Below are 25,513 nucleotides of genomic sequence, written 5' to 3' on the forward strand. Positions count from 1 at the left end.
TGGGGGTCCGGCCCCGGTCGCGAGGCCCCGGGGGCCCGCCTACGCTGCCAGGTGTGACGCCGACGTCCCCGTCGCGCCCGTCGCGCACCGCCGCGCGGGCCGTGGCCGCCGCGCTGCTCCTCGGGTGCTGGCTCCCGGGAGGCACGCCGACGGCGCACGCCGCTCCGGGCGGGGCCACCGCCCCCGTCACCCGGGCCCAGGACGACGGCGTCGCGGGTGACCTGGCGCTGCCGGTCGTCGCGGTGGGCGCCGCTGCGGCGTTCGCGGCCGTGGCCGCCGTGCGCCGCAGGCGGCGCTTCACCACGCGGACGACTCCGGGCGGCACGGGTGCCCCTCGGGTGCCGTTGGCGGACCTGGACGCGGAGGCGCGGCGGCTGCTGGTCGCGACCGATGACGCGGTGCGCACCAGCGCCGAGGAGGTGGCGTTCGTGACCGCCGCGTCCGGTACGGAGGGCGAGCGGGCGCCGAGCGGGTCCGGAGACGCCGTGGCCGCCGTGGCCGCGGTGGCCGCCGCGCGCGAGGAGGTGGCGGCGGCCTTCGCGCTGCGGCAGCGGCTGGACGGGTTCCGCGGCGACGACGGGACGCGGCGGCGGCTGCTCGACGAGATCACCGCCCACTGCTCCCGGGCGGGCCGCCTCCTGGACGCCGAGGCGGCGGCCTGGGACGAGCTGCGCGCGCTCGAACAGCGGGCGCCGGACGCGGTGGAGCGCGCGGAACGGGTGTTCCGGCAGGTCAACGCCCGCGCCCTGGAGGCGGACGGCATGCTCAAGGAGCTGCGCTCGCGGTACGCGCCCGCGGCGTCCGACGCGGTCCTCGGCGACGTGGAGCAGGCCAAGGACCGGCTGGTGTTCGCCACGACCCGGCTGAACCAGGCCCGCCAGGCCCTCGACACCGCCGACCCCGGCAGGGCCGCCGTCCATCTGCGCGCGGCCGAGGGCGCGGTGGGCCAGGCGGGCAGGCTCGTCGACGGTGTGCTGCGGTTCGCCTGGGAGGTCGGCGCGGCCGACTGGCGGCTGCCCGGGGCGCTGGAGGCGGCCGAGGCCGACGCCGCCGACGCGCGCGGGGCGGGCGGAGCCGGTGGGGCGCGGGCGGAGCGGGTCGAACGGGTCGAGCGGGTGGAGCACGTCGTGGCGGAGGTGCGGCGGGAGCGGGACACGGAGTCGTACGACCCGGTCGGCGCGCTGCGACGCCTGGTGGAGGCCCACGCGGCGCTGGCCGAGGCACTGGCGGAGGCGGGCGCGGGGGACGAGGCGGACGGCCGGGCCCGTGCGCTGCTCGACCAGGCGCTGCTGATCGCCCGCGGCGACGTCGCGGCGGCCGACGACCGCGTCGCCACGCACCGGGGCGCGGTGGGCTGCGCGGCGCGCACTCGGCTCGCGGAGGCGGGGCGGTGGCTGCGCGAGGCGGAGCAGCGGCACGCGGAGGCGGACGCGGCCGGGTCGCGGGCGCCCGGCGGCGGTGGCCGGGCGCGGCTGGGCGCGGCGCTCGACGGGGCCCGGCGGGCCGCGGAGTCCGGCCGCCGGGCGCGGGCGCTCGCCGAGCGGGACGTACGCGCGTACGGCAATCCGTCGGCGGACGGAGTGCCGGAAAGCGGTGTGGGCGGTGCCGTGCTGGGTGGGATCCTCGTCGAGGGCGGTGTGCCCGCAGCGTTCGGCGGGCCGCGGACCCGCGCGCGGCTCGGGGAGTTCGGGCGCCGGGGAGCGCGGGGCACACAGGGAGCGTACGGAGTGCGGGGCACTCAGGGAGCGCAGGGAGCGCAGGGATGACCAAGCAGACGATCCTGGGGCGGGTGACGCGCCTGGCCGGGGCCGACCTCCACGCGCTGCTCGACCCGGCCGAGGATCCGGGCAAGGCCCTCGCGGCGCTGGTGGCGGAGTGCGCCGGGACCGTGCTCGAAGCGGAGCAGGCCGTCGCCGCCGCCCGCACCGAGCTGCGGTTCCTCGGCGAGGACCACGCGGAGGACCAGCGCGCGGCCGCCGCGTGGGCCGCCCAGGCACGCGCCGCCAGCGGCAGGGCGGACGCGCTGCGGGGCGCGGGCCGCACCGAGGAGGCCGACCGGCTCGACGGGCTCGCGAGGGCCGCCCTGGTGCGGCAGGTGCGGGCCGAGCGGGCCGCCGACGGCATGGCGGCGGTGATCGCCGCGCAGACCGCCGTCGCCGACCGGCTGGGGGACGCCCTCGACTCGCTCAAGATCCGGCTCACGGACCTCCAGTCGCACCGGGACCGGTGGGTGGCCCACGCGCGCGACAGCGTGGCGCCGGAGCCCGGCGCCGGGGGCACGGGTGACGAGGTGGCGCGGTTCGCGGAGGCGGTGCGGCGGGCGGACGGACCCGAAGGCCCGGCGCTCCTGGCGGAGTTCGAGCTGGGCGAGCGGCTGGGGGACGCGGCGGAGGTGGCGGCGCGGCTCGCCGCGCTCAAGGCGACGACGTGACGGCCCGCCAGGGCCCCCGGGGACAGCCCCGATGCGTACTGCTTGGCCCCGCCCCCGCCCCCGCCCCCGTACGCGACCCCGCACCGGACCCCCGTACTCAGAACAGGCTCATCAGTGCCTCCGCCGTGTCCATGCGGGGTGCGTCGCCGTCCGGCAGGGCCAGTTCGAACCAGACCGTCTTGCCGCGGGGCGTGCGGCGTGAGCCCCAGGACTCGCTGAGCAGGTCGACGAGTTGGAGGCCGCGGCCGCCCTCGTCGGTGTCGCGGGCGCGGCGGCGGCGCGGCTGGACGAGCCCGGTGTCCCAGACCTCGCAGACCAGCGTCCGGTCGAGCAGCAGGCGCAGCCGGATCTCGCCCTCGCCGTACCGCAGGGCGTTGGTGACGAGTTCGCTGACGAGCAGCTCGGCGGTGTCGACGAGCGCCTCCAGGTCCCACTCGCGCAGGCGGGCGCAGGCCAGCTCGCGGGCGCGGCCCACGGACTGCGGCTCGCGCGGCAGCGTCCAGTCGCCGACGTGCTCGGCGGGCAGGCCCTGGACGCGGGCCAGGAGCAGCGCGATGTCGTCCTCGCCGTGGTGGGTGTCGAGGGTGTTGAGCACGTGGTCGCAGATGTCCTCAAGGGCGTCCGCGGGGTCGGTGAGCGCGCCGACGAACGCGTTCAGGCCCTCGTCGAGGGCGTGGTCGCGGGACTCGACGAGGCCGTCGGTGTAGAGGGCGAGCAGGGCGCCCTCGGGCAGGTCCACCTCGACCTCCTCGAAGGGCTCGCCGCCGACGCCGAGGGGCATGCCGGGCGGCACGTCGAGCATCAGCGCGGACTCGCCGGGCTCGACCAGGACGGGCGGCAGATGGCCCGCGTTGGCGAAGGTGACGCGGCGGGTGACGGCGTCGTACACGGCGTACACGCACGTCGCCAGGTAGACCTCGGCGAGGTCGTCGGCGTCGGGCGCGGCGCGCCGGGCCGAGGAGGCGCGGGCGGAGCGGGAGGTGTGCCGCGGGCCCGCGGGGTTGCCGAGGCCGCCCGCGATCTCGTCGAGCGCGGAGAGCACCTCGGCGGGCTCCAGGTCGAGCAGCGCGAGGGTGCGCACGGCGGAGCGCAGCTCGCCCATGGCGACGGCGGCGCGCAGGCCGCGGCCCATGACGTCGCCGACGACGAGGGCGGTGCGGTGGCCCGGCAGTTCGATGACGTCGAACCAGTCGCCGCCGACCTCGGTCGCGGTGTTGCCCGGCAGATAGCGACAGGCGATGTCGAGCCCCGCGGCCTCCGGGTCGCCGGGCGGGAGCAGGGACCGTTGCAGTATCAGGGCGCGCTCGTGCTCGCGGCGGTAGAGGCGGGCGTTGTCGATGCAGACGGCGGCGCGCGCGGCCAGCTCCACGGCGAGGGACCGGTCGCGTTCGCCGAAGGGCTCGCTGCCCTTCGCGCGGGCGAACTGGGCGAGGCCGACCACGGTGTCGTGCGCCACCATCGGCACGGCGAGCGTCGACTGGATCAGCCCGCTGGTGAGGCGGCGCGCGGGCCCGCTGCCGTCGTCGGCGGCGATCAGCTTGGGCCGGGCGGTGCGCAGGGCGTCGGCGCAGGGCGAGGTGAAGGCGAAGCGGTGCACGGAGCCGACCTCGACGGGGCCGGTGCCGTCGGGGAACGGCGCGTCGGACACGGCGCTCGCGAAGGCGACGCGGCGCAGTTCGGCGCTGCCGTCGGCGAGGCTGGCGCGCACGTGGGCGGTCTCGTCGCCGTCGAGGAGGCCCTGGTAGAGGTCGACGGAGGCGAGGTCGCAGAAGCCGGGGACGGCGACGTCGAGCAGTTCGCGGGCGGTGGTCTCCAGGTCGAGGGAGTTGCCGATGCGGGTCCCGGCGTCGTTGAGCAGGGCGAGGTTGCGGCGGGCGTGGGCGGCCTCGCGGGCGGCGGCGTGGCGGCTGGTGACGTCGTTGCCGAGGCCCGCGACGCCGATGGGGCGGCCGGAGCCGCTGTGCACGCGGTAGAGGTTGACCGACCAGTGGCGGCGCTCGCCGCCGCCGGGTACGGGCCCGACGATCTGCATGTCGACGACGGCCTCGCCGGTCTCCAGGACGCGGCGCAGCGCGGCCTGCATGCGGTCGGCCTCGTGGCGCGGCAGGTAGTCGTGGACGGTGCGGCCGCGGTGATCCTCGACGGCGCCGCCGAAGACGGCGGCGACGCGGCGGTTGGCGCGCTGCACCTTCAGGTCGGTGCCGAACAGCAGGAAGCCGAAGGGGGACTGGCCGAAGACGGCCTGGGAGGCGGCGAGGTCGGTCTCGACCTGCCGCAGCGCGCGGACGTCGACGACGATGCACACCGCCGACCGGTCGCCGTCCTTCGTCCGCGCGGGCATGACGTAGACCTCGGCGACGCCCTCGCGGACGCCGGTGACCGAGGCGTCGGCCAGGTCGCCGTAGCCGTCCCTGAGGCCGCCGTCGGCCGGGGGCAGACGGAACGGGACGGAGCCGGTCCACTCCCGCCCGTCGAGGATCTCGGCCATCTTGCGGTGGCCGCGCGGGCGCAGCGCCGCGGGGACGAACGCGTCGATCGGGTCCTTGCCGACGGCGTCCCGCGCGGCCACCCCGAACAGCCGCTCGGCACGACCGCTCCACTGGTCGACCAGCCCGTCCGGGCCGATCGAGAACGACGCGACCTTGATGTAGTCGTAGAGGGACCCCGGGGGGCTGCTCTGCCAGGTGACGTCGTCGGGCGGGGGGGTTGGGGCGTGCGGGGCGTGCGGGGCACGCGGGGCACGCGGGGGGCCTTCGGGGTGGGGGGGCTTGTCGGCGCGCGGGGGCGGGGGTTCCTGGGGGCTCGGGGGTTCCTGGGTGCGTGGGGGTTCCTGGGTGCGTTGCGGGGGTTCGGTGCGCGGGGGTTCCTGGGCGCGCTGCGGGAGTTCGGTACGCGGGGGTTCCTGGGCGCGTGGGGGTTCCTGGGCGCGCTGCGGGAGTTCGGTGCGCGGGGGTTCCTGGGCGCGCGGGGGTTCCTGGCCGCGCTGCGGGAGTTCGGTGCGTGAGGGTTCCTGAGTGCGCGGCGGCGCTTCGGTGCGCGTGGGCTCCTCGGCGTGGGGTGCCCCCTCGGCGCGGGGGCGGGGCGGCTCTTCGGCGCGGGGGCGGGGTGCCCCCTCGGCGTGGGGCGGCTCCGCGGCCCGGGAAGCTTCTTCGGCGCGCGGGCGCCAGGACCCTTCGGCAGGGGAGCGGGGTGCCCCCTCGGCATGAGGGCGGGACGGTTCCTCCGCGCCGGGGCGGGATGCCCCCTCGGCGCGGGGGCGCGGCGGCTCTTCCGCGCGCCGTCGCGGTGCCCCTTCGGCGCGCGGAAGCTCTTCGGCGCGCGGGGGCGCGCCGACCGCTCGGGGGCGACGCGCGTCGACGCCACTGGAACCACCGGATACGCCACCCGCCCCCCCGGGGCCTACCGTTCCGGACGCGTCCCGTCCTACGCCACCGCTGTCACTCGGACGTGCTGCGCGCTCGATGTCCTCTCCGGCTCCCTCGCCCGGGTCGTCGCCCGCACCGCCCTCGGCGCCGCCGTCGGCGCGGGCCGCGGCGCGGTGGGCGCGGCCGTCCGCGGCGGCGGGCGCGGCGCGGCCCGCGCCGGTCCCCGGGCCGTGGTCCACGGCGCCACCTGCGGTGGCACGTGACGTGCCGCCGCCCGCTCGGGGCTGCGTGGCTCCCGTCGGCTCCGCCGGGGCCGGTTGGCCCACCCCCGCCGTCGGCCGCGTCGAACCCGTCGCCTTCGCTGGTATCTCGCTCACGCGAACCGTCCCCTCCAGCTCACCGCGTCCGGCACCGGTCACCGGGTGTGGCTGCCCGCAGTATCCAGCACTATGGGGTCGTCCCACACGCCGTTCACGATCACGGCACGGACTCAACTCGTTTTGGCCCGTGTCCGCCTTGCGCCCGGCCCGCGCATTTGTACGTACCGACGCTGACTGTCTTCTAACCGGGCAGCGCCAGCTCGAACCACACCGTCTTCCCCGCCGTCCCCGTCCGTCCCGGGCGTGTACCCCAGCGCCGGGACGACCGCGCGACCAGCTGGATGCCGCGTCCGCCCTCGTCATCGGGGGCGGCGGTGCGCTCGCGCGGCGGGTCGGGGACGGGGTCGGAGACCTCGACGAGGAGGGTGCCGAGGGGGCCCGCGGGGCGTACGAGGCGCACGCCGATGGGGCCCGACGCGTACCGCAGGGAGTTGGTCACCAGCTCGCTGACCAGCAGCACCGCGACATCACCCAAGGGGGCGAGGCCCCAGGCGCCCAGCTGTTTACGCACGGCGGCGCGGGCCGTCCTGACCGCTCCCGGGTCCGCGGGAAAGTCCCACTCGGCGCAGTCGCCTTCGGTGTCGATCACGCCGATCACTTCCAAGCCCGGCGGCGGACCAGTGTCCGGTTTCATGGGGTTAATGGGCACATACCCGATATCCCGGGAGAAGTACCGCGTGCACGGTGGCACAGTGGCACGAACGGCGTACAAGTCGCCTTCTCCGAGGCCGCCTCACGCCCTCACACGCCCACCGCAGAGAACCAGCCACCTCACGCACCACGCACAGGGCCACCCACGGCGAAGCACCCCCAAGCAACGGGCGGGCGGGTGGGCAAGAAGGAGCCCCTAACCCAGAAGGGCCCGGACCACCGGGACATCCCCCGGCAGCCAGTCCACACCCCACACATCCCCCCGCTCAAGCCACCGCAGGGCATCGTGCTCCTGAAGCCCGCGTGCCTCCCCCGCCACGATCCGGGCCCGCCACACCCGCATCACATACCCCCGCCCCAGCGGGAACTCCCCCGGCACCCGAGCGCCCAGCTCGACGTCGACGCCGAGTTCCTCCTTCAGCTCGCGCACCAGCGCGTCCTCGTCCCGCTCGCCGGGCTCGACCTTCCCGCCCGGCAGCTCCCAGCGCCCGGCCAGCTCGGGCGGCGCGCTGCGGCGCGCGGCGAGCAGCCGCCCCTCGTCGTCGTACAGCGCGGCGGCCACCACCACGATCCGCTCAGTCATGCGCCGGAGCCTACGCCGCCGCCCCCGCCCCCGCGGTCACCCCCGTCACCGGCCCAAGCGCGGCCTCAGCGTCCGCCGTTCTGCTTCAGCCTCTCGACCCAGTAGAGCTGCTTGTGTCCGCGGTCGTCGAGGCTGTCGGCGATCTTCTGGGCCTCGGCCTTGGTCGCGTACCTGCCGACGCGGTAGCGGTTGCCGTTGTCGTCCTGCCGTATCACGAGCCAGGGAAGTATGACCGTTCCGTCGTTCATGCCGTCCCTCCGCTCCCCGCCCCCGGCGCACGCGCCTCGATCAGTAAGGAAACCGCAATCCGCATATGCCCGAGCTTACGCCCGACCTTTACGCAGCGGATACGACTTTGCACAAAGAGATACGCAATCGGCCAGCGAGAAGGGGGCGCACCCAGATGGACACGCCCCCTTGAGCCACCGCGGGGCAACGGTGACGAGCCCGAACTCCCCCTCCTTTACGCCCTGTTGACGCACCGCGCACGAGCGTGAGCGCCCCCGCCCCTCACGCGCCCCGCCGACACCGCCAGGGGCCCCGCCACCACTCACGCGTCCAGCCGTGACGGCGGGCAGAACGGCCAGATTCCAGCACCCCCGCCAAGCGCGCGGGCACGGGCCACTCAGCGCACCGGCAGGCGGTAGGCGACCCGGTACCGGTCGGCCGGGACGACGATGTCGGCCGTCTCCACGGGGCGCCCCGAGGCGTAGTACGTGCGCTGGATGACGAGGACCACATGCCCGGGGACGCCGCCGAGCGCGAGGAGTTCGTCGGCGAGGCCGGGGCGGGCGCCGACCTCCTCCGCCACGTTGTCCACGATGACGTCGATCGCGGCCATGCGGTCCACGACTCCGCAGCCGCCGAGGGGGCCCTCCTCGGGGAGCATCACGGGAGTCCGGCCGGTGACGGCGAGCGGCTCCCAGGAGGTGGAGAGCATCATCGCCTCGCCGCCGTCCCTGAAGACGTACTTCGTGCACATCACGCGGTCGCCCGGGCGGATGCCGAGCCGCTCGGCGACCGCGCCGCTCGCCTCCGTCTGCTCGCTGCGGGACTCCCAGGTGCCGCGCGTGCCGTCGGCGGCCTGCTCCTGACGGAAGGGCGAGGAGGCGCCGGGCCCCCGGAACCCCGTACGCGAGATCCGGCGCGGGACGGGGCGCTCGCGCACGTACGTGCCCGAGCCGGAGCGGCCCTCGACCAGGCCCTCGGCCATCAGGACCTTGCGGGCTTCGAGAGCGACCGTGTCCGACACGCCGTACTCCTCGCGGATCCTGGCCTGCGAGGGAAGGCGCGTGTGCGGAGGCAGCGAGCCGTCGACGATCTTCTTGCGGAGGTCACCCGCGACGCGGAGATACGCCGGCTGCTCACCGAAAGTCACTGGCCACTCCCATCAGGTTGACAGACAGCAACAGCGTGGCAACCGTGGGTTGTTGGCCGCAACCCTAGGCCAAGGAATCACCCGAAGTGATGATTTCCTGGCCCGAGGGTCTTTACGCCTCTCCCGGGAACCGTTATAGCGCTCAACTAAGCACCTTTTACCGGGAGTTGACGCACACCTGACCGAGGGGTGAACCGGTCGCGGAAGCCCCCGGCCGCGCGCGCCGCTCACGCTCCGCACTCCCGGCGTACGGCACACGCGCCTCGCCCCCGCGGCGGGCCGGACCGGAGTCCGGGCCCCACCACGGGGACGAGGTCGCGCGCCGGGCCTACGGAGTCACCCGTGACCTAGGGAGACGCCTGGACGCCTGCGCCTGGAGACGCGTGGAGACGCCTGAAGACGTACGGACGGATCATGGGGCCGGTGCTTCAGAACTGGAGCCCCCAGGAGTCGAGCGTCCCGACGTCCTGCGCCGCGTTGTCGGTGACCCGCAGCTTCCAGGTGCCGTTGGCCGTCTCCGAAGACGCGTTCACCGTGTACGAGGTGTTGATGTCGTCCGAACTGCCGCCCACGCCGAAGTCCTTGAGCACGTACGCGGTGCCGTCGGGGGCGAGCAGCTCGATCTTCAGGTCACCCACGTACGTGTGCTTGATGGCGACGGGCACGCCGAGGGTTCCCGGGGCGTTGCCCGGGACGCCGGTGACCTCGACCGGCGACTCGACCGTGGCGTTGTCGGTGATCGCGAAGTCCGCGCCGTTCTCGAACTTCGGCCCCGGCGGGTTGGTGCCGCCGCCGCCCACGTACAGCAGGCGGTTGGGCGAGCCGGTGCCGGGGCTGCCGACGACGTTCGGGGTGGCCGCGCTCACCAGGGCCTGGGAGACCTGGGCCGGGGTGGCCGACGGGTTCTCGGCGACGTACAGGGCCGCGGCGCCCGCCACGTGCGGCGTGGCCATCGACGTACCGGAGATGGTGTTGGTCGCCGAGTCGCCGGTGTTCCACGTGGACGTGATGTTCGAGCCCGGCGCGAACAGGTCGAGGACGCTTCCGTAGTTGGAGTAGCTGGCCTTCGCGTCGGTGTTGGTGGTGGCGCCGACGGTGATGGCCTCCGTGACGCGGGCGGGCGAGCGGGTCGAGGCGTTGGTGGTCTCGTTGCCCGCGGCGACGGCGTAGGTGATGCCCGCCGCGATGGAGTTGCGCACGGCCGTGTCGAGCGCGCTGTCGGCCCCGCCGCCGAGGCTCATGTTGGCGACGGCGGGCTTGACCGCGTTCCGGGTCACCCAGTCGATGCCCGCCACGACCTGGGCGGTGGTGCCGGAGCCCTGGTTGTTGAGCACGCGCACGCCGACGATCTTGGCCTTCTTGGCGACGCCGTGCGCGATGCCGCCGACGGTGCCCGCGACGTGCGTGCCGTGACCGTGGCCGTCCTGCGCGGTGTTGTCCTGGTCGATCGCGTCGTACCCGTAGGAGGCGCGGCCGCCGAAGTCCTGGTGGCTGATCCGGACGCCGGTGTCGATGACGTAGACCGTGGCGCCCTCACCGGCCTTGTCCGGGTAGGTGTACTTCTGGTCGAGCGGGAGGTTGCGCTGGTCGATGCGGTCCAGGCCCCAGGACGGCGGGTTGGTCTGGGTCGCGGCCACGGTGTAGGTGCGGTTCTGCACGACGGACGCGACCGCCGGGTCCGCGGCGAACCTCTTCGCCTCGGCCTCGGAGGCGTGCACCTCGTAGCCGTTCAGCACCTTCTTGTACGTACGCTCGATCTCGGCGCCGTACTCCTTGGCGAGGGCCCGGCCCTTGGCCGAGTCCGCCTTCGCGGCATCCTTGTCCAGCGTGACGATGTAGCTGTCCGCGACCGCGTTCGCGGCGCCCGCGTACTCGATCCGGCCTTCTCCCGCCTGTGGTGCCTGTGGCTGCGCGCTCGCGGGAAGGGCGGAGACGACGCCGAGGGCGACGGCCGTCGCCGCGGTCAGGGCGAGGGTGCCCGCGCCCGACAGTCTTCGGCGGTTGTGACGCGTCACTGCCATCTGAGGGGTCCTCCTCAATCAGTGGTGCGCTGGTGGGGGCTGCGACGGGGAGTTCCGGACGGGATCGGACCCGGGACCGCATAGTCATGGGCATGACAATGCAAGGACGCCATACCCACGGTGAGTCGATCACCGTTCAACTCTCCGTCGCCGACGAAAGGTTGACCGATCCCGGGGCATCCCACAAGAGGCGAGTTCGGACGTAACGCGATTGCCATGTCGATGCCATGTCCAGGCATCACACCGGGACCGGGGCGGCCGCACCCGCGGCGCGGCCGCCGCGCTCACCCCCCGTCCGGCCACCCCGTCCGGCCGCCACGCCCGGCCGCCGGGTCACGTGATCGACGTGTCGCCGTGCTGCTCCAGGAAGGCCCGCAGGAGTCCCGCCGCCCGCGCGCACTCCTCGGGGTCGAGCCCGTCGACCAGGCGTGCGTAGTTGCGCAGGTGCTCGTCCATCAGCCGGTCGGTGACCTCCTTGCCCCGGTCGGTGAGCCGGATCTTGACGGTGCGCCGGTCGGCGCCGTCCCGGACGCGCTCCACCAGGCCCTTCGCCTCCATCCGGTCGATCCGGTTGGTGATCGCGCCGGAAGTCACCATGGCCGCCTTCAGGAACGCGCCAGCCGTCAGGGCGTACGGCGGGCCCGAGCGGCGCAGGGTCGTCAGGACGTCGAACTCCCCGTTGTTCTCCACCCCGTGCGCCGCGCAGAACGCCTTCATCTCGCGCTCCAGGACGCGGTTCATGCGCTGCACCCTGGCGAGCAGTTCCACCGGCCAGAGGCGGTCGATCAGGTCGGGCCGCTCCTTCTCCCACTGCTCGACGATGGCGTCCACGGCGTCGCTCATGCCGGTCACTCTCCCTCTGGTCTCCACGCTGGTCTCCACGCTGTCCGGCTTCGTGCCCGTCGGCTTCACGCGCTCCGGCCACGCACCCTTGCCTTCACACTCTCAACGAGCATCTTCTCAATGTTAAGACACTTGACGTTGAACGAGTGCGGGTGCTTTTATCTCAACGTTGAAACTCTCACTCTTGAGAAGACGAACCAGAAGACAGTCAGCCTGAAGACAGCCAACCTGAAGACAGCCAACCTGAAGGCAGCGAAGCTGAAGGCAGTGAGCCTGAGGACAGCGGACCTGCGGACAGCGGACCTGCGGACAGCGCGGCTGAAGGCAACGAACAGGAGCACAGTCGTGACCGCCACCTCCGAGCCCGCCGCCCGCCTCGCCCTCTCCCCCGAGGCCCAGGACCTGCTCTTCCGCGAGGCCCGCACGGCGAACACGTTCACCGACGAGCCCGTGACCGACGCCCAGGTGGAGGCGATCTACGACCTGGTGAAGTACGGCCCGACGGCGTTCAACCAGTCGCCGCTGCGGGTCGTCCTCGTCCGTACGCAGGAGGGCCGCGAGCGCCTGCTCAAGCACATGGCCGAGGGCAACCGGCCGAAGACGGCGACCGCGCCGCTGGTCGCGATCCTCGCCACCGACCACGAGTTCCACGAGGAGATGCCGCGCCTGGTGCCGCACGCGCCCCGCACCGGAGAGACGTACTTCTCCGAACGCGCCGTGCGCGAGCAGTCCGCGCTGCTCAACGGCGCGCTCCAAGCCGCGTACTTCATCGTCGGCGTCCGCGCCGCGGGCCTCGCGGCGGGCCCGATGACCGGGTACGACGCCCACGGGCTGCGCGCGGAGTTCCTGGACGACGACCACGAGCCGCTGATGGTGGTCAACATCGGCAGGCCGGGCCCCGACGCCTGGTTCCCGCGCTCGCCGCGGCTGCCGTACGCCGACGTCGTCACGACGGTCTGAGCCCGGACGGCCGGGGTTCCGCGGCGGCGGCACACCCGGGGTACAACCGCCGTCACCGCCACCACCCGCCCGGCGCCACCGGCGCGCTGCCGCCAGGCCACCGCCGAGGACCGCGCTCACGGCACGCAGCGCGTCCGCCGCCGTCACCGGCCGCCGCACACCACTCACTTCAGGGGGTTCCCATGTCCACCGCAGCCGCGCCTGCCGCGCCCACCGGCCGCACGCCGTCAGCCGCACCCACGCCGCCCACGGCACCCATGCCACCCGCACTCGCGGCGCTCACGCCCACCACCAGCGCACCCCACTCCGAAGAGACCCCCCGCCACTCCGAAGAAGCCCCCCGCCCTTCCGAAGAAGCCCCCCGCCAAGTCCCCATCGTCTGGCTGGCCCTGCTGGCCGCCCCGGTGGCCGCCGGGGCCAACGCGCCCGTCCTGATCCTGCCGGACATGGCGCGCTCCCTGGGAGTCGCGACGGCCACCGCGACCTGGCTGGTCACCGCGTTCGCGTGGGCGATGGCGGCGGGCACCCCGCTGCTCGCCGGGCTGCTGCGGCGGCGCGGCACCGCTCCCGTGCTGCGGCTGAGCACGGCCCTGGTCCTCGGCGGCACCGCGCTCGTCGCCCTCGCGCCCTGGCTGCCGGTGGCGCTCGTCGGCCGCGCGGCGCAGTCGCTCGGCGGCGCGGGCCTGGTCGCCATCGCGATGAACCTCGCGGGCAGCGCCCGCCGCATGGGCGTGATCAGCTCCGGGTTCGGCGTCCTCGGCGCCATGGGCCCGCTGCTCGGTGCGACGCTCACCGACGCCGTGTCCTGGCGGCTCGCGCTCGCGGTCTCGGCGGTGGGGGTGCTGGCGGTGCCCGTGGTCGCGCGGTACGCCAGGCGGGAACCGGCCGCCGCGCGGGGCCGCTTCGACGCCCGCGGCGCCACGCTGGTCATCGCCCTGGCCACCGCCCTGATCCTGCTGCCCACCAGCCCGCTGGCGGCCGTCACCGCCGCCCTGGTGTCCGTGCCGCTGCTCGCCCTGCACATCCGCCGCCGCCCCGACGGCTTCGTACCGGCGCGGCTGCTGCGCTCCCCGCTCTTCCTGGCCTCCGCGGCGCTCGGCGTCACCCTCTCGACCTCGTACTTCACGCTCCTGTTCGCGGTGCCGCGGCTGCTCCAGGACCGGGCGGGCTGGTCGAAGGGCGCCATCAGCACGGGGCAGTTGGTGACGCTGCTGGTCGCGTCCGCGGCGTCCTGGCTGCTCGCCGCGGCCTCGGTCCGGCTCGGCCGCACGGCGGTGCGCGCGGTGCTGGTCGCGGTGGGCGCCACGGCGGCCGCCACCGCGGCACTCGCCGTCTCGGGGCCGCTGCTGCTGCTCGCGGCGGGGGCGGCGGCCTTCACGGCGACGGGCGCCAACGCGACCCTCTCGGTGCACGCGGCCTCCGCCGCCACGGACGCCCAACGCCCCACCGCGATCGGCCTGTTCGCCCTCAGCTACCAGCTCGGCGGCGCCTTCGGCCCCGGCATCGCCACCCTGCTCGTCCTGGGCTAGCGCCCCCTGACCGGCCCGGGACGCCCGCAGGCCCCCGCCCCCGGCGGGGGCCTGCCCCTCGTCAGCGCAGGGGCGGCCGCCTGCGCCCCCACCCCGTGGCGGCCTCGAACGCGGCCCCCACCTCGAGCACGGCCCGCTCCGCCCGTGGCGGCCCCACGATCTGCAGCCCCACCGGAAGCCCGTCCGCCGTGAACCCGGCGGGCACGGACAGGGCGGGCGCGCCGAGCAGCGAAAGCCAGGAGCAGGACCGCATCCAGTCGATGTACGACTCCTGCCGCTGCCCGTCGACGACGGTCGGATACTCCAGGTCCACGTCGAAGGGGGCAACCTGGCTGACGGGCGCGAGCAGCACGTCGTACCGCTGGAAGAACGCGGTCGCGGCGAGCAGGATGCGGGTGTGCTCGGCCGTGGCCCGCGCGATGTCGTCCGCGGTGAGCCGCCGCCCCTCCTCCACGTTCTGCACGACGGTCGCCTTCACCTGGCCGGGGAAGGCGTCGAGCACCGCCCCGAGCGACAAGTGGAAGGCCCGCGCCCGCAGCGTACGGAAGACGGCGTCGGCCCCGTCCAGGTCCGGGCAGTCCTCCGTGACCCGCCACCCCAGCGCTTCGAAGACGGCGCCCTGCCGCCCGAGGACGTCCCGCACGTCGGGGTCGACCGGAACGCGCCCGCCCAGATCCGGCGCCCAGGCGACCCGCAGCCCCCGGGTGTCGCGCTCCAGGGGCGCGCGGAAGGCGTCGGGAGACGGCGTCTCCAAAGACAGCGGACACCGCGGATCGGGCCCGGCCATGACGGACAGCAGCAGCGCGACGTCGGCGACGGTACGGCCCAGGGGCCCGGGAACGGTGAGGGTGTCCCAGACGTTCACGGTGGGGTACGAGGGGACGCGGCCCGGCGTCGTACGGAGCCCGACGACGTTGCAGAACGAGGCGGGGTTACGCAGCGAGCCGCCCATGTCGCTGCCGTCGGCGATCGGCTGCAGCCCCGCGGCGAGCGCGGCGGCCGCGCCGCCACTGCTGCCGCCCGCGGAGCGCCGGAGGTCGTACGGGTTGCGGGTGGCGCCGAACACGGGATTGAAGGTGTGCGACCCGGCGCCGAACTCCGGCACGTTGGTCTTCCCCATCCGCACCGCCCCCGCGCCCTGGAGCCGCGCCACGACCAGCTCGTCCTCGTCCGGCACCTGCTCGGCGAAGACCGGCGACCCCAGCGTGGTCCGCATCCCCCGCGTCAGATGCGTGTCCTTGAACGCCACCGGCAACCCGTGCAACGGCCCGACCGCCTCCCCCGAGCCAACCGCTCATCGGCCCGCCCCGCCGCCGCCACGGCCCCCTCGCCATCCACGGTGACCACGGCATTCACCAACGCCCCAACCCGCTCAACCCGCCCCAGATGCGCCCCCACCACCTCCCGCACGGACACCACCCGCTCCCGCACCATCCGAGCAAGCCCCACAGCATCCAGAAAGCAGAGATCGTCCTCACCCATGGGGCACCACGCTGGAGGCGGGACACGAGCACGTCAACACCACCCGCACACACCGAAGGGACCGCCCGACACCCGGCACTCCGTTCAGTCGTTGAAGCGGAACTCCACCACAACCAGTCTGTCCTGAGGGTTCGCGGGCGCGTCCCAGCACGGGTTTTTCGACAAAGCACAAGAGACTTCGAGACCGAGACCACTATCCGACATCCGCGGGCGCCAGTGCACGAATGCCCGTCTGTTCGTCTCCGGTTTCCCCACACCATGAAGGCGTCCATCGACGATGCCAATGTCCTAGTTGAGGTTGAACCAGCTAACGCCGCGCCCGCGACTTAAGACGAACAGCCTTCTCCCACGCCCGGCTACCTCGCCTCGCTGGACATATCCGATTGAAGCATCGCCAGTACCAGGAACCGTCGGCCCGGCGGCGCAGGTCCACTTCGTCCCCCTTGCATGCATCGCACCGAGGAGGCTTGGCAAAGTCCTCCGCATGCTCGTGAGCCAGGATCTTGCGTGCGAAGTGGCCACCCCTGATGGTCAGCATGACCTCACGTGAGCGGCTCTGCGAGAGGGAGTTGAGGCTACCCAGCAGCACCGTGTGCTCGTCGATTACGACGATCTTCTGGTGCATTACGTTGACGGGGACGACCGTCTGCACCACTGCCCGAAGCTGCCTGACCAAGTCGGCCTGTTTCCTTTGGCCTGTGTCGTAGGGATCACGGACGAAGACCGTTACACGCACTCCTCGGCGCACAGCCTCGTCCAGCACCGGCAACAGCCCGATGAGACGCTTCGCAGTCCATGGAGACCAGATCCACAAGGAATTGCGCGCTTCGGCCAGCCGTGCGGCAAACGTCTCGTAGAACGAGATCTCGTCGTCGACGTCGGAGACTTCGACATGGCGGGAGAGGACATCGGCAAGACGCGTGCCGAACGGACCGAGAGGAATGTCCCGCCGCTCGCCGGGGGCGATCAGCTGAGCGGCCGGAACCGTGCGGACGCGTCGGTCGCCGATGAGGACAGCAAGCCTGCCCATGGCGGTCTGCTCACCCGCAGCGAGAATGCGCCTTCGGCTTCCGACAACATAGAGCCTGGTCTGAACGCGGGTGACGGCGACGTTGAAGAGTCGTACCCCATTGCGCTCCCAGACGGATGCTCCAGGAGCCCTAGACGCCCGGGATATCCAGAGGCCGTCACCGTAGTCGTCCTCCACTGTGTCGAAGATGACTACGGGGAACTCGCGGCCCTGAAAACGATGAGCCGTTCCGACTTCGGCGAGCCGACTGCTGGCGCCCTCGTTGTCCCGGAGCGCCTCCAAGGTGGCTTCGGCCTGTACCTGATACGGCGTCACGACACCGGCCTCCTCACCGTCCTCTCTGTGCAGGTCGATCAGGGCTCGTGCGAGCAGGGAGCCAGCTGGCCACCATCCCTTTCGACGGCCAGTGCGGTGGACCTGGGCGAGGTTGAGCAGCCCGTCGGTGTCGACGATCACGATCTCGGGGTCGTCCGAGGCGCGCCGCGCTGCGCGCTGCTCGATACTTGGGCCGGGTTTCAACACGCCGTCGTAGGCGAGTGAGTTCGCCAGACGCATGACATCGTGGCCGAAGCGGTGTTGGACATCCAGTACGACGCAACCTTGGTGATTCACGGCCGCCGCAGGGGACTCGATACCGAAGTGCTCGTAGACCTCGCGCAGGATCCAACGGGCGACATCGGGCCGCTTGCTTCCGTCGAGTTGCGGTAGCACGGGACCGAGCTGCATGAAGTCCCCAAGGAGGACCGCGGTGGTCTTCGCCTTCCCTACGGCCAGGAGGACCTCGGGCAGGGGCGCGGCCCCGGCCTCGTCGACCAGGACAACGTCGTATTCACCCTCGAAGACCGCTTTCGTGGTCCGGAACCGTGCGAGGGTAGTGGCAACAACCTTGGCACCGCGAATGATCTCGCCCTGGGCGTCACGCGCAAGCTTGTCGTACTCCTCCTGGAGTACGCGATGTCGGCGTTCCAGCGTCGGCCGGTGCTCCTTGTCCTCCGCCACCCGAGGTTTCAGCTCCGCCACCTGTGCATGGCGTCGGGGGTAGCCGAGTCGGTCGGCCTCCTCGATACGAGTTTCAGCCGCTTGGGACAGCCTAAGTTCCCTGGTGAGAACGGCCAGGGTGGCGTCCGCCGCCAGATGGTGTCGCCGGGCCTGTTCCAGAGCCTTGTCCACCTTCTGCAGACTCCACTGCCGGAGCGCGATTTCCTGCTTGCTGAACGGAATCCGAGCCCCGAGTTCCGCCAGCCGAGTCACGATGGCGTCCTCCTGCCGGGCCAGGACCGACCGGGCGTCCACCGCCTTCTGACCGGCCTGGTGCGCGTCAGCGCGCGCTGTCTCCAGTCGACTGCGCGCAGCTTCCCGTTCCCGCTTCGCCCGGCGCCTCGCAAAGCCCTTCAGCTGTTCAAGTCCGTCCACGAGCTCCTGAGCCGCCACACACTCCCCGTCGGCGACGAGTGCCTTCGCCTCCAAGTCGGTCACTGCCCGACGGAGTCGGTCCAGGGCCTCCTGATGCTCGTCGTACGACTTCCAGTCAGCTTGAGCCTGCTTCGTCACCCTCACCGCGTCAAACGCGGCTTGGCGGGACCGCTCCAGCCGCTCGACAGTGTCCTCCGCGTCCTTGGCATCCCGGCGTGCCTGATCGCGCGTCTGCTCCAACGCCGTGGAGGCTCGGGCAGGATCGTCGAGTCGGACACGGTCAGCGGCGTACGCCACAGCGTCGAAGTCCACAAGGCCCCGCTCCAGCTCCTCCAACTGCCGGGCCCGCTCCCGAGCCTCAACCAGCTGAGCGGCGACAGCACGGCGACGCTCATCGGTTTCGGTCAATCGGTGGCGCACCATCAGCGTGAGGCAGACACTCGCGTCTTCCGCGATCTCCCTCAGGTGAGGCGGCCCCACGCGGACGAGCTCGCCACCACCATGCCGTCGCTCTTTGACCACGCCCCACAGGGCGTTGTCCACAGCGATATTGGTGGCCGAGACCAACAGGACCCGCTTCCCCCGGGCAACGAGATCGCTGATGGCACGTTTGAGAACCGTGGTCTTGCCAGTACCCGGCGGCCCCCACACCAGCCACAGACCCTCCCCCATGCATGCCCGATAGGCCCGATCCTGGGCGGGCAAGAGCGTGCCGGGGGGCAGTCCAATGGCAGCAAGCCGTCCCGTGCCCGCCTCGCCTCGGGCCATAAGATGGGCCAGCGGAGCATCGGTGAGCGAGGCCACGCCTTCCCTCAGCGCCTTGACGAGGAAACCGGTGGGCTGCGGCTTCATCCACAGACAGGGATCGGCAGGGTCTGCGAACTCCGGAACACGCACGCGAAGCGCGGTGCCGTCCTTGTACACGTCGAGCACGGAGTGACCTGCGTCGATGTCGCTCTCATCAAGTCCGGCCAGTCGCAGGCTGTCCCCCTGGAGCTGGTCCGTCCCGGTTTCGGACCCGCGCACGTCGACTACGTACTCCCCAGGTTTCCGGCCCCGCACCGCTCGCCCCAGGGGACGCCATCGTGGCTCGCGAGCAGCTACGCCCTCGTGTGCCAGCCAGGCGTCCAGCGCCGAGACGACTTCTTCCTGCCAGCCCACGTTCCCCCGCTCAAACCGCACTGCCCGGACCTTGATCAGTGGTATCATTCCCGATTCGCGTTCACCACTGGCAATCCTGCCAAGGTACGGCGTCCAAGTCCCGTGCTTGCGGTCTCGGCCGGAAGGCAGCACCGGGGCTAGAGGCGTTCAGACGCCCACTAGCCGCATCAGCAACTTCGAGGCCGCCCTCGCCTCCTCGTCACCGACCGGGACGACCCGCAGCCCGGAAAGGACCCATCTCAGGCGGGACTTGTTCGTACGGGTGTGGACGGCTTCGGCAAGGGTGAGCGCGCTGATCACGACCTCCATGCCTCGCGAGCGCGCCTCGGCGATCAGCGCCACCACCTGCTCGTCGTCGGCGAGCAGCTTCGAAAGTCCCTCACTGTCGAGAACCAGCGTCTCCTCGTGGCTCAGCCTGCGGCGGGCCACTCGACCTCCTCGGCGAACACATGCCGCGCCCGCTGACGAGCCACCCCGGAGACCGGGCCCTTGCGGCTCTCGTAGTCCGCCAGGTACTCGTCCAAGACCTGCCCGCGCAGCTCACGCTCGACCGCCTCGGCGATGAACGCGGAGAACTCCCGCTTACCCACCCGAGCCCGAATCGCCTCCGCGGCCCCCTCAGGACGCGACAGACTCACCCGCGGCGCAGGCCTTTCCCCGATGCCGTACGCCGTCTCAGCCATACCTCGATTGCGTCGCACGAGTAGGAAAAGTGCCATGTCTCACTGCATTCACGGCTCGGGCAGCGACCTGCTCCCTGAATAGCGGCACGGGTACCCTCACCCCATCCCAGCATGGGAAAGAACAAAGGGCCCGACTCCGAAGAGCCGGGCCCCTTCTGAACCGTATGCTTGCAAGATCAGTGAGGTGGTGATACGTCAGCCGCTACACGTTGAAGCGGAACTCCACCACATCCCCGTCCTGCATCACATAGTCCTTGCCCTCCATGCGGGCCTTGCCCGCTGCTCGGGCCTCGGCTACCGAGCCCGTTTCGACCAGGTCGGTGAAGGAGATGACCTCGGCCTTGATGAAGCCCTTCTGGAAGTCGGTGTGGATGACACCGGCCGCCTCGGGGGCCGTGGCGCCCTTCTTGATGGTCCAGGCGCGGGACTCCTTGGGGCCTGCCGTGAGGTAGGTCTGGAGGCCGAGGGTGTCGAAGCCGACGCGGGCCAGGGTGGCGAGGCCGGGTTCCTCGGCGCCGACGGACTGGAGGAGTTCCAGGGCGTCGTCCTCGTCGAGCTCGGCGAGGTCCGCCTCCAGCTTGGCGTTGAGGAAGATCGCCTCGGCGGGGGCGACCAGGGCGCGCTGCTCGGCCTTGAAGGCGTCGTCGGTCAGCTCGTCCTCGTCGACGTTGAAGACGTAGAGGAAGGGCTTGGTGGTGAGGAGGTGGAGGTCGTGCAGCAGCTCGGTCTTGTCGGTGCCCTGGGCGTAGCCCGCCGCGAAGAGGGTCTGGCCCGCCTCCAGGATCTCCTTGGCCGCCTCGACGGCCGCGACCTTCGGCGCGATGTCCTTCTTGATCCGCGACTCCTTCTGGAGGCGCGGCAGGACCTTCTCGATGGTCTGGAGGTCGGCGAGGATCAGCTCGGTGTTGATCGTCTCGATGTCGTCCTTGGGCGAGACCTTGCCGTCGACGTGGACGACGTTCTCGTCCTTGAAGGCGCGGATGACCTGGCAGATCGCGTCGGACTCGCGGATGTTCGCGAGGAACTTGTTGCCCAGGCCCTCGCCCTCGCTCGCGCCGCGCACGATGCCCGCGATGTCGACGAAGTCGACGGTCGCCGGGAGGATGCGCTGGGAGCCGAAGATCTCGGCGAGCTTGGTGAGGCGCTCGTCCGGGACGCCGACGACGCCCACGTTCGGCTCGATCGTCGCGAACGGGTAGTTGGCCGCAAGGACGTCGTTCTTGGTCAGGGCGTTGAACAGGGTCGACTTGCCGACGTTGGGCAGACCGACGATTCCGATCGTGAGCGACACGTTGCGACTTCCCGTACGTGAGGGCTGGGTGGGCTGGAGGGGCGCGAGGGGGGTCAGGGGCCCCTCGGGGAGTCCTCGGCGCCTGCGGCGCGATCCCCCAGTCTACGGTGTGGCGGCCCCGCCGCCCCGCCCGCGTACCGCCTTACCGTCGAACGCTCGGCCAAGCTCGGCCAAAACGCGTGTCCCAGTCCGGGTTCCCCGGCCTGGCCGACCTAGGTTGGTCCAGTGGAGCAACACAGGACCCGTCCCCCGAGCGCCCGGCCGCGCCGCACTCCGCCCCTGCCCGAGCAGGGCAGCCCCGCGGAGTCGGCGACGGTGTACCGGGCCGCGTCCCGTCCCCGTCCGGCCCCGACCCCGCTCGGCCGCGCCCTGCGCCGCACCCCGCTGTACCGCGCGCTGAGCCGGATGCCGCTGTACCGCAAGCTGCGCCGCATGCCGAACCCCCGGCTCACCGGGCTCGGCGGCGGGCTCTTCGCCGTCGCGGTCATGTTCCTGCTGGCCTGTCTGCTGCGGCTGCTCTTCGGTGGGTCGCCGGTCGCGTACGGGGTGCTGTTCCTGCCCGTGAGCGCGCTCACCGCGCTGTGGGTGCGGCCCGCGGACCTGGTGACCGCGCCCGTGTGCGTGCCGATCGCCTTCGCGGCGGGCATCCTGCCCATCGCCGAGGGGGCGGGGGGCTTCGGGGGCAGCTGGTGGGGCTGCTCACGTCGCTGGCGCTGCATGCCGGGTGGTTGTACGGGGGACGCTGGTCGCCGGGTCGATCGTGACCGTGCGGAAGCTTCGGCTGATGGCGCGGCGGCGTCGTCGCGGGGCGGCGGGGCGGCGGGGGGCGGTGGCCTAGCGGGGGGCGCGGGGCCTCGCGGGGGCGCCCCAGGCCCGCCCCTTCACCGAAACCAGGGGCTGCCGCCCCTGGCACCCCGCCCTTGTTGCCGCTTCGCGGCTCGTCCTCAAACGCCGGACGGGCTATAGCCCCCTAGGCGCCGGACGGGCTTGGTCCGCTGCTCGCCGCCATCGCCGCCCCCACGATCCCCGCGTTGTTCTGCAGCTGCGCCGGGACCAGTTCCGCCTCGATTCCCTTGATGAGAGGGAGGAACTTGTGGGCCTTGCGGCTGACGCCGCCGCCGATGATGAACAGCTCGGGGGAGAACAGCATCTCCACGTGCGCCAGGTACTTCTGGACGCGGCGGGCCCAGTGCTCCCAGCTCAGGTCCTCGTCCTCGCGGGCCCTGGAGGAGGCGCGCTTCTCCGCGTCGTGGCCGCCCAGCTCCAGGTGGCCCAGCTCCGTGTTCGGCACGAGGCGGCCGCCGGTGAAGACGGCGCTGCCGATGCCCGTGCCGAGGGTGAGCACGATGACCGTGCCCGTGCGGCCGCGGCCCGCGCCGAAGTGCATCTCCGCGACGCCCGCCGCGTCGGCGTCGTTCAGGACGGTCACCGGGGCGCCGCCTATGCGCTCGGAGACGAGGCCGCTGATGTCCGTACCGATCCAGCTCTTGTCGACGTTGGCCGCCGAGCGGGCGATGCCGTCCGTGATCACGCCGGGGAACGTGGCGCCGACGGGGCCGGTCCAGCCGAAGTGCTCGACGACCTCGCGCACGCACTCGACCACGCCCTCGGGCGTGGCCGGGTGCGGCGTCAGCACCTTGTGGCGCTCCTGTGCCAGGTCTCCGCGGTCCAGGTCCACGGGCGCGCCCTTGATCCCTGATCCGCCGATGTCCACACCGAAGATCTGCATGGACTCCACGGTACGGGCAGCCTCTGACAGCCACCGCCCGGCCGCGGCGGGCGCGGTCAGCGGCGGGACAGCTCCGCGGCCTCCGCGCGCAGGTCGCGGCGCAGCTCCTTCGGCAGCGAGAAGGTGATCGACTCCTCGGCGGCCTTGACGATCTCGACGTCCTCGAAGCCGCGCTGCGCCAGCCACTCCAGGACCTCCTCGACCAGCACCTCGGGCACGGATGCCCCGGAGGTGAGGCCGACGGTGGAGACGCCCTCCAGCCAGGCCTCGTCGATCTCGGAGGCGAAGTCCACCAGGTAGGCGGCCTGCGCCCCGGCGAGCTTGGCGACCTCGACGAGCCGCTTGGAGTTGGAGGAGTTCCGCGAGCCGACGACGATGACCAGGTCGGCCTCGGCGCCCATCTGCTTGACCGCGAGCTGGCGGTTCTGCGTGGCGTAGCAGATGTCGTCGCTGGGGGGCGAGAGCAGGTTCGGGAACTTGCCCTTCAGGGCGTCGACCGTCTCCATGGTCTCGTCCACGGAGAGGGTGGTCTGGGAGAGCCAGACGACCTTGTCCGGGTCGCGGACCTCGACCTTCTCCACATCGCCCGGGCCGTCGACCAGGGTGATGTGGTCGGGCGCCTCTCCGGAGGTGCCGATGACCTCCTCGTGCCCCTCGTGGCCGATCAGGAGGATGTCGAAGTCCTCCTTGGCGTACCGCACGGCCTCCTTGTGGACCTTGGTGACCAGGGGGCAGGTGGCGTCGATGGTGGCGAGCTTGCGCTCGGCCGCCTCCTCGTGCACGGTCGGCGCCACGCCGTGCGCGGAGAACATCACGATGGACCCCTCGGGGACCTCCTCCGTCCGCTCGACGAAGATGGCGCCCTTCCGCTCCAGGGTCTGTACGACGTACTTGTTGTGGACGATCTCGTGGCGTACGTAGATCGGGGCCCCGTACTGCTCCAGGGCCTTCTCGACGGCGATCACGGCACGGTCCACGCCCGCGCAGTAGCCACGGGGAGCGGCGAGCAGGACACGGCGGGAGCCAGGCGTTGCAGTCATAGGGCCCATCGTAAGGCCGCGCACGAGAGGTCAGAGATCGCTTCTGTGGGGAGACTGGGAGCCAGTGCGCGACCAGCGGATGCACCCGGAGGCACGATGTCCGCCCACACCACGAATGCGCCCCTCCCGTCCGACGGCGACGGGGGCGGCGGCCCCGGCACCCCCGGCGCTACGGAGGGGACGGCCTGCGACGGAGTCTCGGCTTCCGGGACCTCGTCGTCTACGGCCTGCTCTTCATCGCCCCCATGGCGCCGGTCGGCGTCTTCGGAACGCTGGACGCGAAGTCCCACGGCGCGGTGGCGCTGGTGTACGTGGTGGCCACGGTCGCCATGGCGTTCACGGCGTTCAGCTACGCGCAGATGGTGCGGGTGGTGCCGCAGGCGGGCTCCGTCTTCGCGTACGCGCGGGTGGGGCTCGGCAACGGCGCCGGTTTCGTCGCGGGCTGGATGGCGATGCTGGACTACCTGCTGATCCCGGCCGTGGCGTATCTGTTCTCCGGGATCGCCATGCACGAGCTGGTGCCGGAGGTGTCCCGGTGGGTGTGGACGGCGATCGCGGTGGTGATCACGACGGCGCTGAACCTGTGGGGGGTGCGGCCCGCGGCGCGGGTCGGCTTCGCGGTGCTCGCCATGGAGATCGTGGTGCTCGTCGTCTTCGTGGTGGCGGCCCTGGTGGTGCTCGCGCGGGACGGGGCGGAGCGGGGCTGGCTGTCGCCGTTCTCGGGCGACGGCTCGCAGGGCGCGTTCGCGCTGTCCGCGGTGGTGGGCGCGGTGTCGGTGGCGGTCCTGTCGTACCTGGGCTTCGACGCCATCGCCTCCTTCGCGGAGGAGGTCACCGGCGGGTCGGCGAAGGTGGCGCGGGCGGTGCTGTTCTGCCTGGCCCTGACGGGCGTGCTGTTCGTGGCGCAGACGTACCTGGTGGCGCTGCTGACGCCGGTGTCGTCGGCGGACCTCGCCGCCGACCCCGGGCAGCAGGGCTCGGCGTTCTACAGCGCCGTGGACGCCTCCGTCGGGACCTGGCTGCACGACCTGGTGGCCGTCAGCAAGGCGATCGGCGCGGCGTTCGCGGCGCTGGCCGGGCAGGCCGCGGCCGGGCGGCTGCTCTTCGCGATGTCCCGGGGGCGGCGGCTGCCGCGGGCGCTGTCCCGTACGGAGTCCGGGACGCCGCGCGTCGCCCTGCTCTGCGCGGCCGTGGTGACCCTCGTGGCGGCCGTGTGGGCGGCCCGGCGGGACGACGGCATGGACCATCTGGTGTCGGTCGTGGACATCGGCGCGCTGACGGCGTTCGCGCTGCTGCACGCGAGCGTGGTCGGCTGGTTCGTGGTGCGGCGCGCGGGGGGTCCGGTCAGCTGGTGGCGGCACCTGCTGGTTCCGGCGCTCGGCGCGGCCATCGTGATCGCGGTCATCGTGGAGGCCTCGGGGACGGCGCAGGTGGTGGGCGCCGTGTGGCTGGCGGTGGGGCTCGTGGTGCTGGTGGTGCAGGGGGTGCGCCGGGCCCCGGCTGACGGGACGTAGCACCGGCGGCGCTGTCAGTGCCGGCGGCT

Annotated in this window: 21 protein-coding genes and 1 pseudogene; 8 read left to right on the top strand and 14 right to left on the bottom strand. The window is 72.6% G+C overall.

Translation table 11 applies throughout. The features are described 5' to 3' along the window. Positions 1-53 precede the first annotated feature (53 nt). Positions 54-1,766, top strand: coding sequence for a TPM domain-containing protein (locus ACOBQU_RS13640; RefSeq protein ID WP_423626987.1), 1,713 nt, complete (start codon positions 54-56; stop codon positions 1,764-1,766). Next, complete coding sequence (locus ACOBQU_RS13645) at positions 1,763-2,431, top strand: PspA/IM30 family protein (RefSeq protein ID WP_423626989.1); 669 nt, start codon at positions 1,763-1,765, stop codon at positions 2,429-2,431. Before ACOBQU_RS13640 ends, ACOBQU_RS13645 begins: the two co-directional genes overlap by 4 nt. A gap of 97 nt (positions 2,432-2,528) precedes the next feature. Here the strand turns inward: ACOBQU_RS13645 and ACOBQU_RS13650 are convergent, their stop codons facing one another. Beyond that, complete coding sequence (locus tag ACOBQU_RS13650) at positions 2,529-5,078, bottom strand: SpoIIE family protein phosphatase (RefSeq protein WP_423634450.1); 2,550 nt, start codon at positions 5,076-5,078, stop codon at positions 2,529-2,531. 192 nt (positions 5,079-5,270) lie between these two features. Between ACOBQU_RS13650 and ACOBQU_RS13655 the strand changes: the two genes are divergently transcribed. Together ACOBQU_RS13655 and ACOBQU_RS13660 are read left to right on the top strand one after the other, a co-directional pair. Further along, the gene (locus ACOBQU_RS13655; RefSeq protein WP_423635019.1) at positions 5,271-5,435 is read left to right on the top strand and encodes a hypothetical protein; all 165 of its coding nucleotides are present in this window, start codon (positions 5,271-5,273) and stop codon (positions 5,433-5,435) included. Between the two features lie 198 nt (positions 5,436-5,633). Further along, positions 5,634-6,059 (top strand): hypothetical protein, encoded by a 426-nt coding sequence (locus tag ACOBQU_RS13660; protein WP_423635021.1) that lies wholly within the window; start codon positions 5,634-5,636, stop codon positions 6,057-6,059. A 298-nt stretch (positions 6,060-6,357) separates the two neighbouring features. Here ACOBQU_RS13660 and ACOBQU_RS13665 read toward each other — a convergent pair whose 3' ends face one another. The 6 genes from ACOBQU_RS13665 to ACOBQU_RS13690 form a co-directional block, all read right to left on the bottom strand. Next, positions 6,358-6,810 carry an ATP-binding protein gene (locus ACOBQU_RS13665; RefSeq protein WP_423626991.1) on the bottom strand — a complete coding sequence of 151 codons (453 nt, stop codon included), beginning with the start codon at positions 6,808-6,810 and terminating at the stop codon, positions 6,358-6,360. A gap of 213 nt (positions 6,811-7,023) precedes the next feature. Beyond that, positions 7,024-7,410, bottom strand: a complete 387-nt coding sequence (locus ACOBQU_RS13670) for a (deoxy)nucleoside triphosphate pyrophosphohydrolase (RefSeq protein WP_423626993.1) — start codon at positions 7,408-7,410, stop codon at positions 7,024-7,026. Between the two features lie 65 nt (positions 7,411-7,475). Continuing rightward, entirely contained in the window at positions 7,476-7,658 is a 183-nt protein-coding gene (locus ACOBQU_RS13675; protein ID WP_423626995.1) for an SPOR domain-containing protein, read from the bottom strand. 377 nt (positions 7,659-8,035) lie between these two features. After that, positions 8,036-8,788 (bottom strand): GntR family transcriptional regulator, encoded by a 753-nt coding sequence (locus ACOBQU_RS13680; RefSeq protein WP_423626997.1) that lies wholly within the window; start codon positions 8,786-8,788, stop codon positions 8,036-8,038. A 428-nt stretch (positions 8,789-9,216) separates the two neighbouring features. Beyond that, the gene (locus ACOBQU_RS13685) at positions 9,217-10,809 is read right to left on the bottom strand and encodes a S8 family serine peptidase (RefSeq protein WP_423626999.1); all 1,593 of its coding nucleotides are present in this window, start codon (positions 10,807-10,809) and stop codon (positions 9,217-9,219) included. A 333-nt stretch (positions 10,810-11,142) separates the two neighbouring features. Then, a complete protein-coding gene (locus ACOBQU_RS13690) occupies positions 11,143-11,652 on the bottom strand; it encodes a MarR family winged helix-turn-helix transcriptional regulator (protein ID WP_423627001.1) in 510 nt (169 codons plus the stop codon). Positions 11,653-11,997: 345 nt separating this feature from the next. Here ACOBQU_RS13690 and ACOBQU_RS13695 point away from each other — a divergent pair, with 345 nt between their 5' ends. After that, positions 11,998-12,612, top strand: coding sequence for a malonic semialdehyde reductase (locus ACOBQU_RS13695; RefSeq protein WP_423627003.1), 615 nt, complete (start codon positions 11,998-12,000; stop codon positions 12,610-12,612). Between the two features lie 257 nt (positions 12,613-12,869). Next, complete coding sequence (locus tag ACOBQU_RS13700) at positions 12,870-14,141, top strand: MFS transporter (RefSeq protein WP_423627005.1); 1,272 nt, start codon at positions 12,870-12,872, stop codon at positions 14,139-14,141. A 61-nt stretch (positions 14,142-14,202) separates the two neighbouring features. On the opposite strand, the gene ACOBQU_RS13705 is transcribed toward ACOBQU_RS13700, so the two are convergent. From ACOBQU_RS13705 to ychF, 5 genes and pseudogenes are all read right to left on the bottom strand, one after another. After that, a complete protein-coding gene (locus tag ACOBQU_RS13705) occupies positions 14,203-15,405 on the bottom strand; it encodes an amidase family protein (RefSeq protein WP_423627007.1) in 1,203 nt (400 codons plus the stop codon). 525 nt (positions 15,406-15,930) lie between these two features. After that, positions 15,931-19,275, bottom strand: coding sequence for an AAA domain-containing protein (locus ACOBQU_RS13710; protein ID WP_423627009.1), 3,345 nt, complete (start codon positions 19,273-19,275; stop codon positions 15,931-15,933). Positions 19,276-19,392: 117 nt separating this feature from the next. Beyond that, positions 19,393-19,656 (bottom strand): annotated as a pseudogene (locus tag ACOBQU_RS13715) (DNA-binding protein); the annotation flags it as partial. Next, positions 19,638-19,910, bottom strand: coding sequence for a hypothetical protein (locus ACOBQU_RS13720; protein WP_423627011.1), 273 nt, complete (start codon positions 19,908-19,910; stop codon positions 19,638-19,640). The pseudogene ACOBQU_RS13715 and the gene ACOBQU_RS13720, both read right to left, overlap by 19 nt. A 202-nt stretch (positions 19,911-20,112) precedes the next feature. Continuing rightward, a complete protein-coding gene (gene ychF / locus ACOBQU_RS13725; RefSeq protein WP_423627013.1) occupies positions 20,113-21,201 on the bottom strand; it encodes a redox-regulated ATPase YchF in 1,089 nt (362 codons plus the stop codon). A gap of 225 nt (positions 21,202-21,426) precedes the next feature. On the opposite strand from ychF, the gene ACOBQU_RS13730 reads away from it, so the two are divergent. Next, the gene (locus tag ACOBQU_RS13730) at positions 21,427-22,167 is read left to right on the top strand and encodes a DUF6542 domain-containing protein (protein ID WP_423627015.1); all 741 of its coding nucleotides are present in this window, start codon (positions 21,427-21,429) and stop codon (positions 22,165-22,167) included. Between the two features lie 4 nt (positions 22,168-22,171). On the opposite strand, the gene ppgK is transcribed toward ACOBQU_RS13730, so the two are convergent. Further along, on the bottom strand, positions 22,172-22,930 hold the full coding sequence (gene ppgK, locus ACOBQU_RS13735) for a polyphosphate--glucose phosphotransferase (RefSeq protein ID WP_423627017.1): 759 nt from the start codon (positions 22,928-22,930) through the stop codon (positions 22,172-22,174). Positions 22,931-22,986: 56 nt separating this feature from the next. Further along, on the bottom strand, positions 22,987-23,979 hold the full coding sequence (locus ACOBQU_RS13740; RefSeq protein ID WP_423627019.1) for a 4-hydroxy-3-methylbut-2-enyl diphosphate reductase: 993 nt from the start codon (positions 23,977-23,979) through the stop codon (positions 22,987-22,989). A 176-nt stretch (positions 23,980-24,155) separates the two neighbouring features. Here ACOBQU_RS13740 and ACOBQU_RS13745 point away from each other — a divergent pair, with 176 nt between their 5' ends. Continuing rightward, the gene (locus tag ACOBQU_RS13745) at positions 24,156-25,484 is read left to right on the top strand and encodes an APC family permease (RefSeq protein WP_423634452.1); all 1,329 of its coding nucleotides are present in this window, start codon (positions 24,156-24,158) and stop codon (positions 25,482-25,484) included. The last annotated feature ends 29 nt before the right edge of the window (positions 25,485-25,513 follow it).

The sequence above is a fragment of the Streptomyces sp. G45 genome (genome assembly GCF_049542095.1).
In the GTDB taxonomy this organism is placed as follows: Bacteria; Actinomycetota; Actinomycetes; order Streptomycetales; family Streptomycetaceae; genus Streptomyces.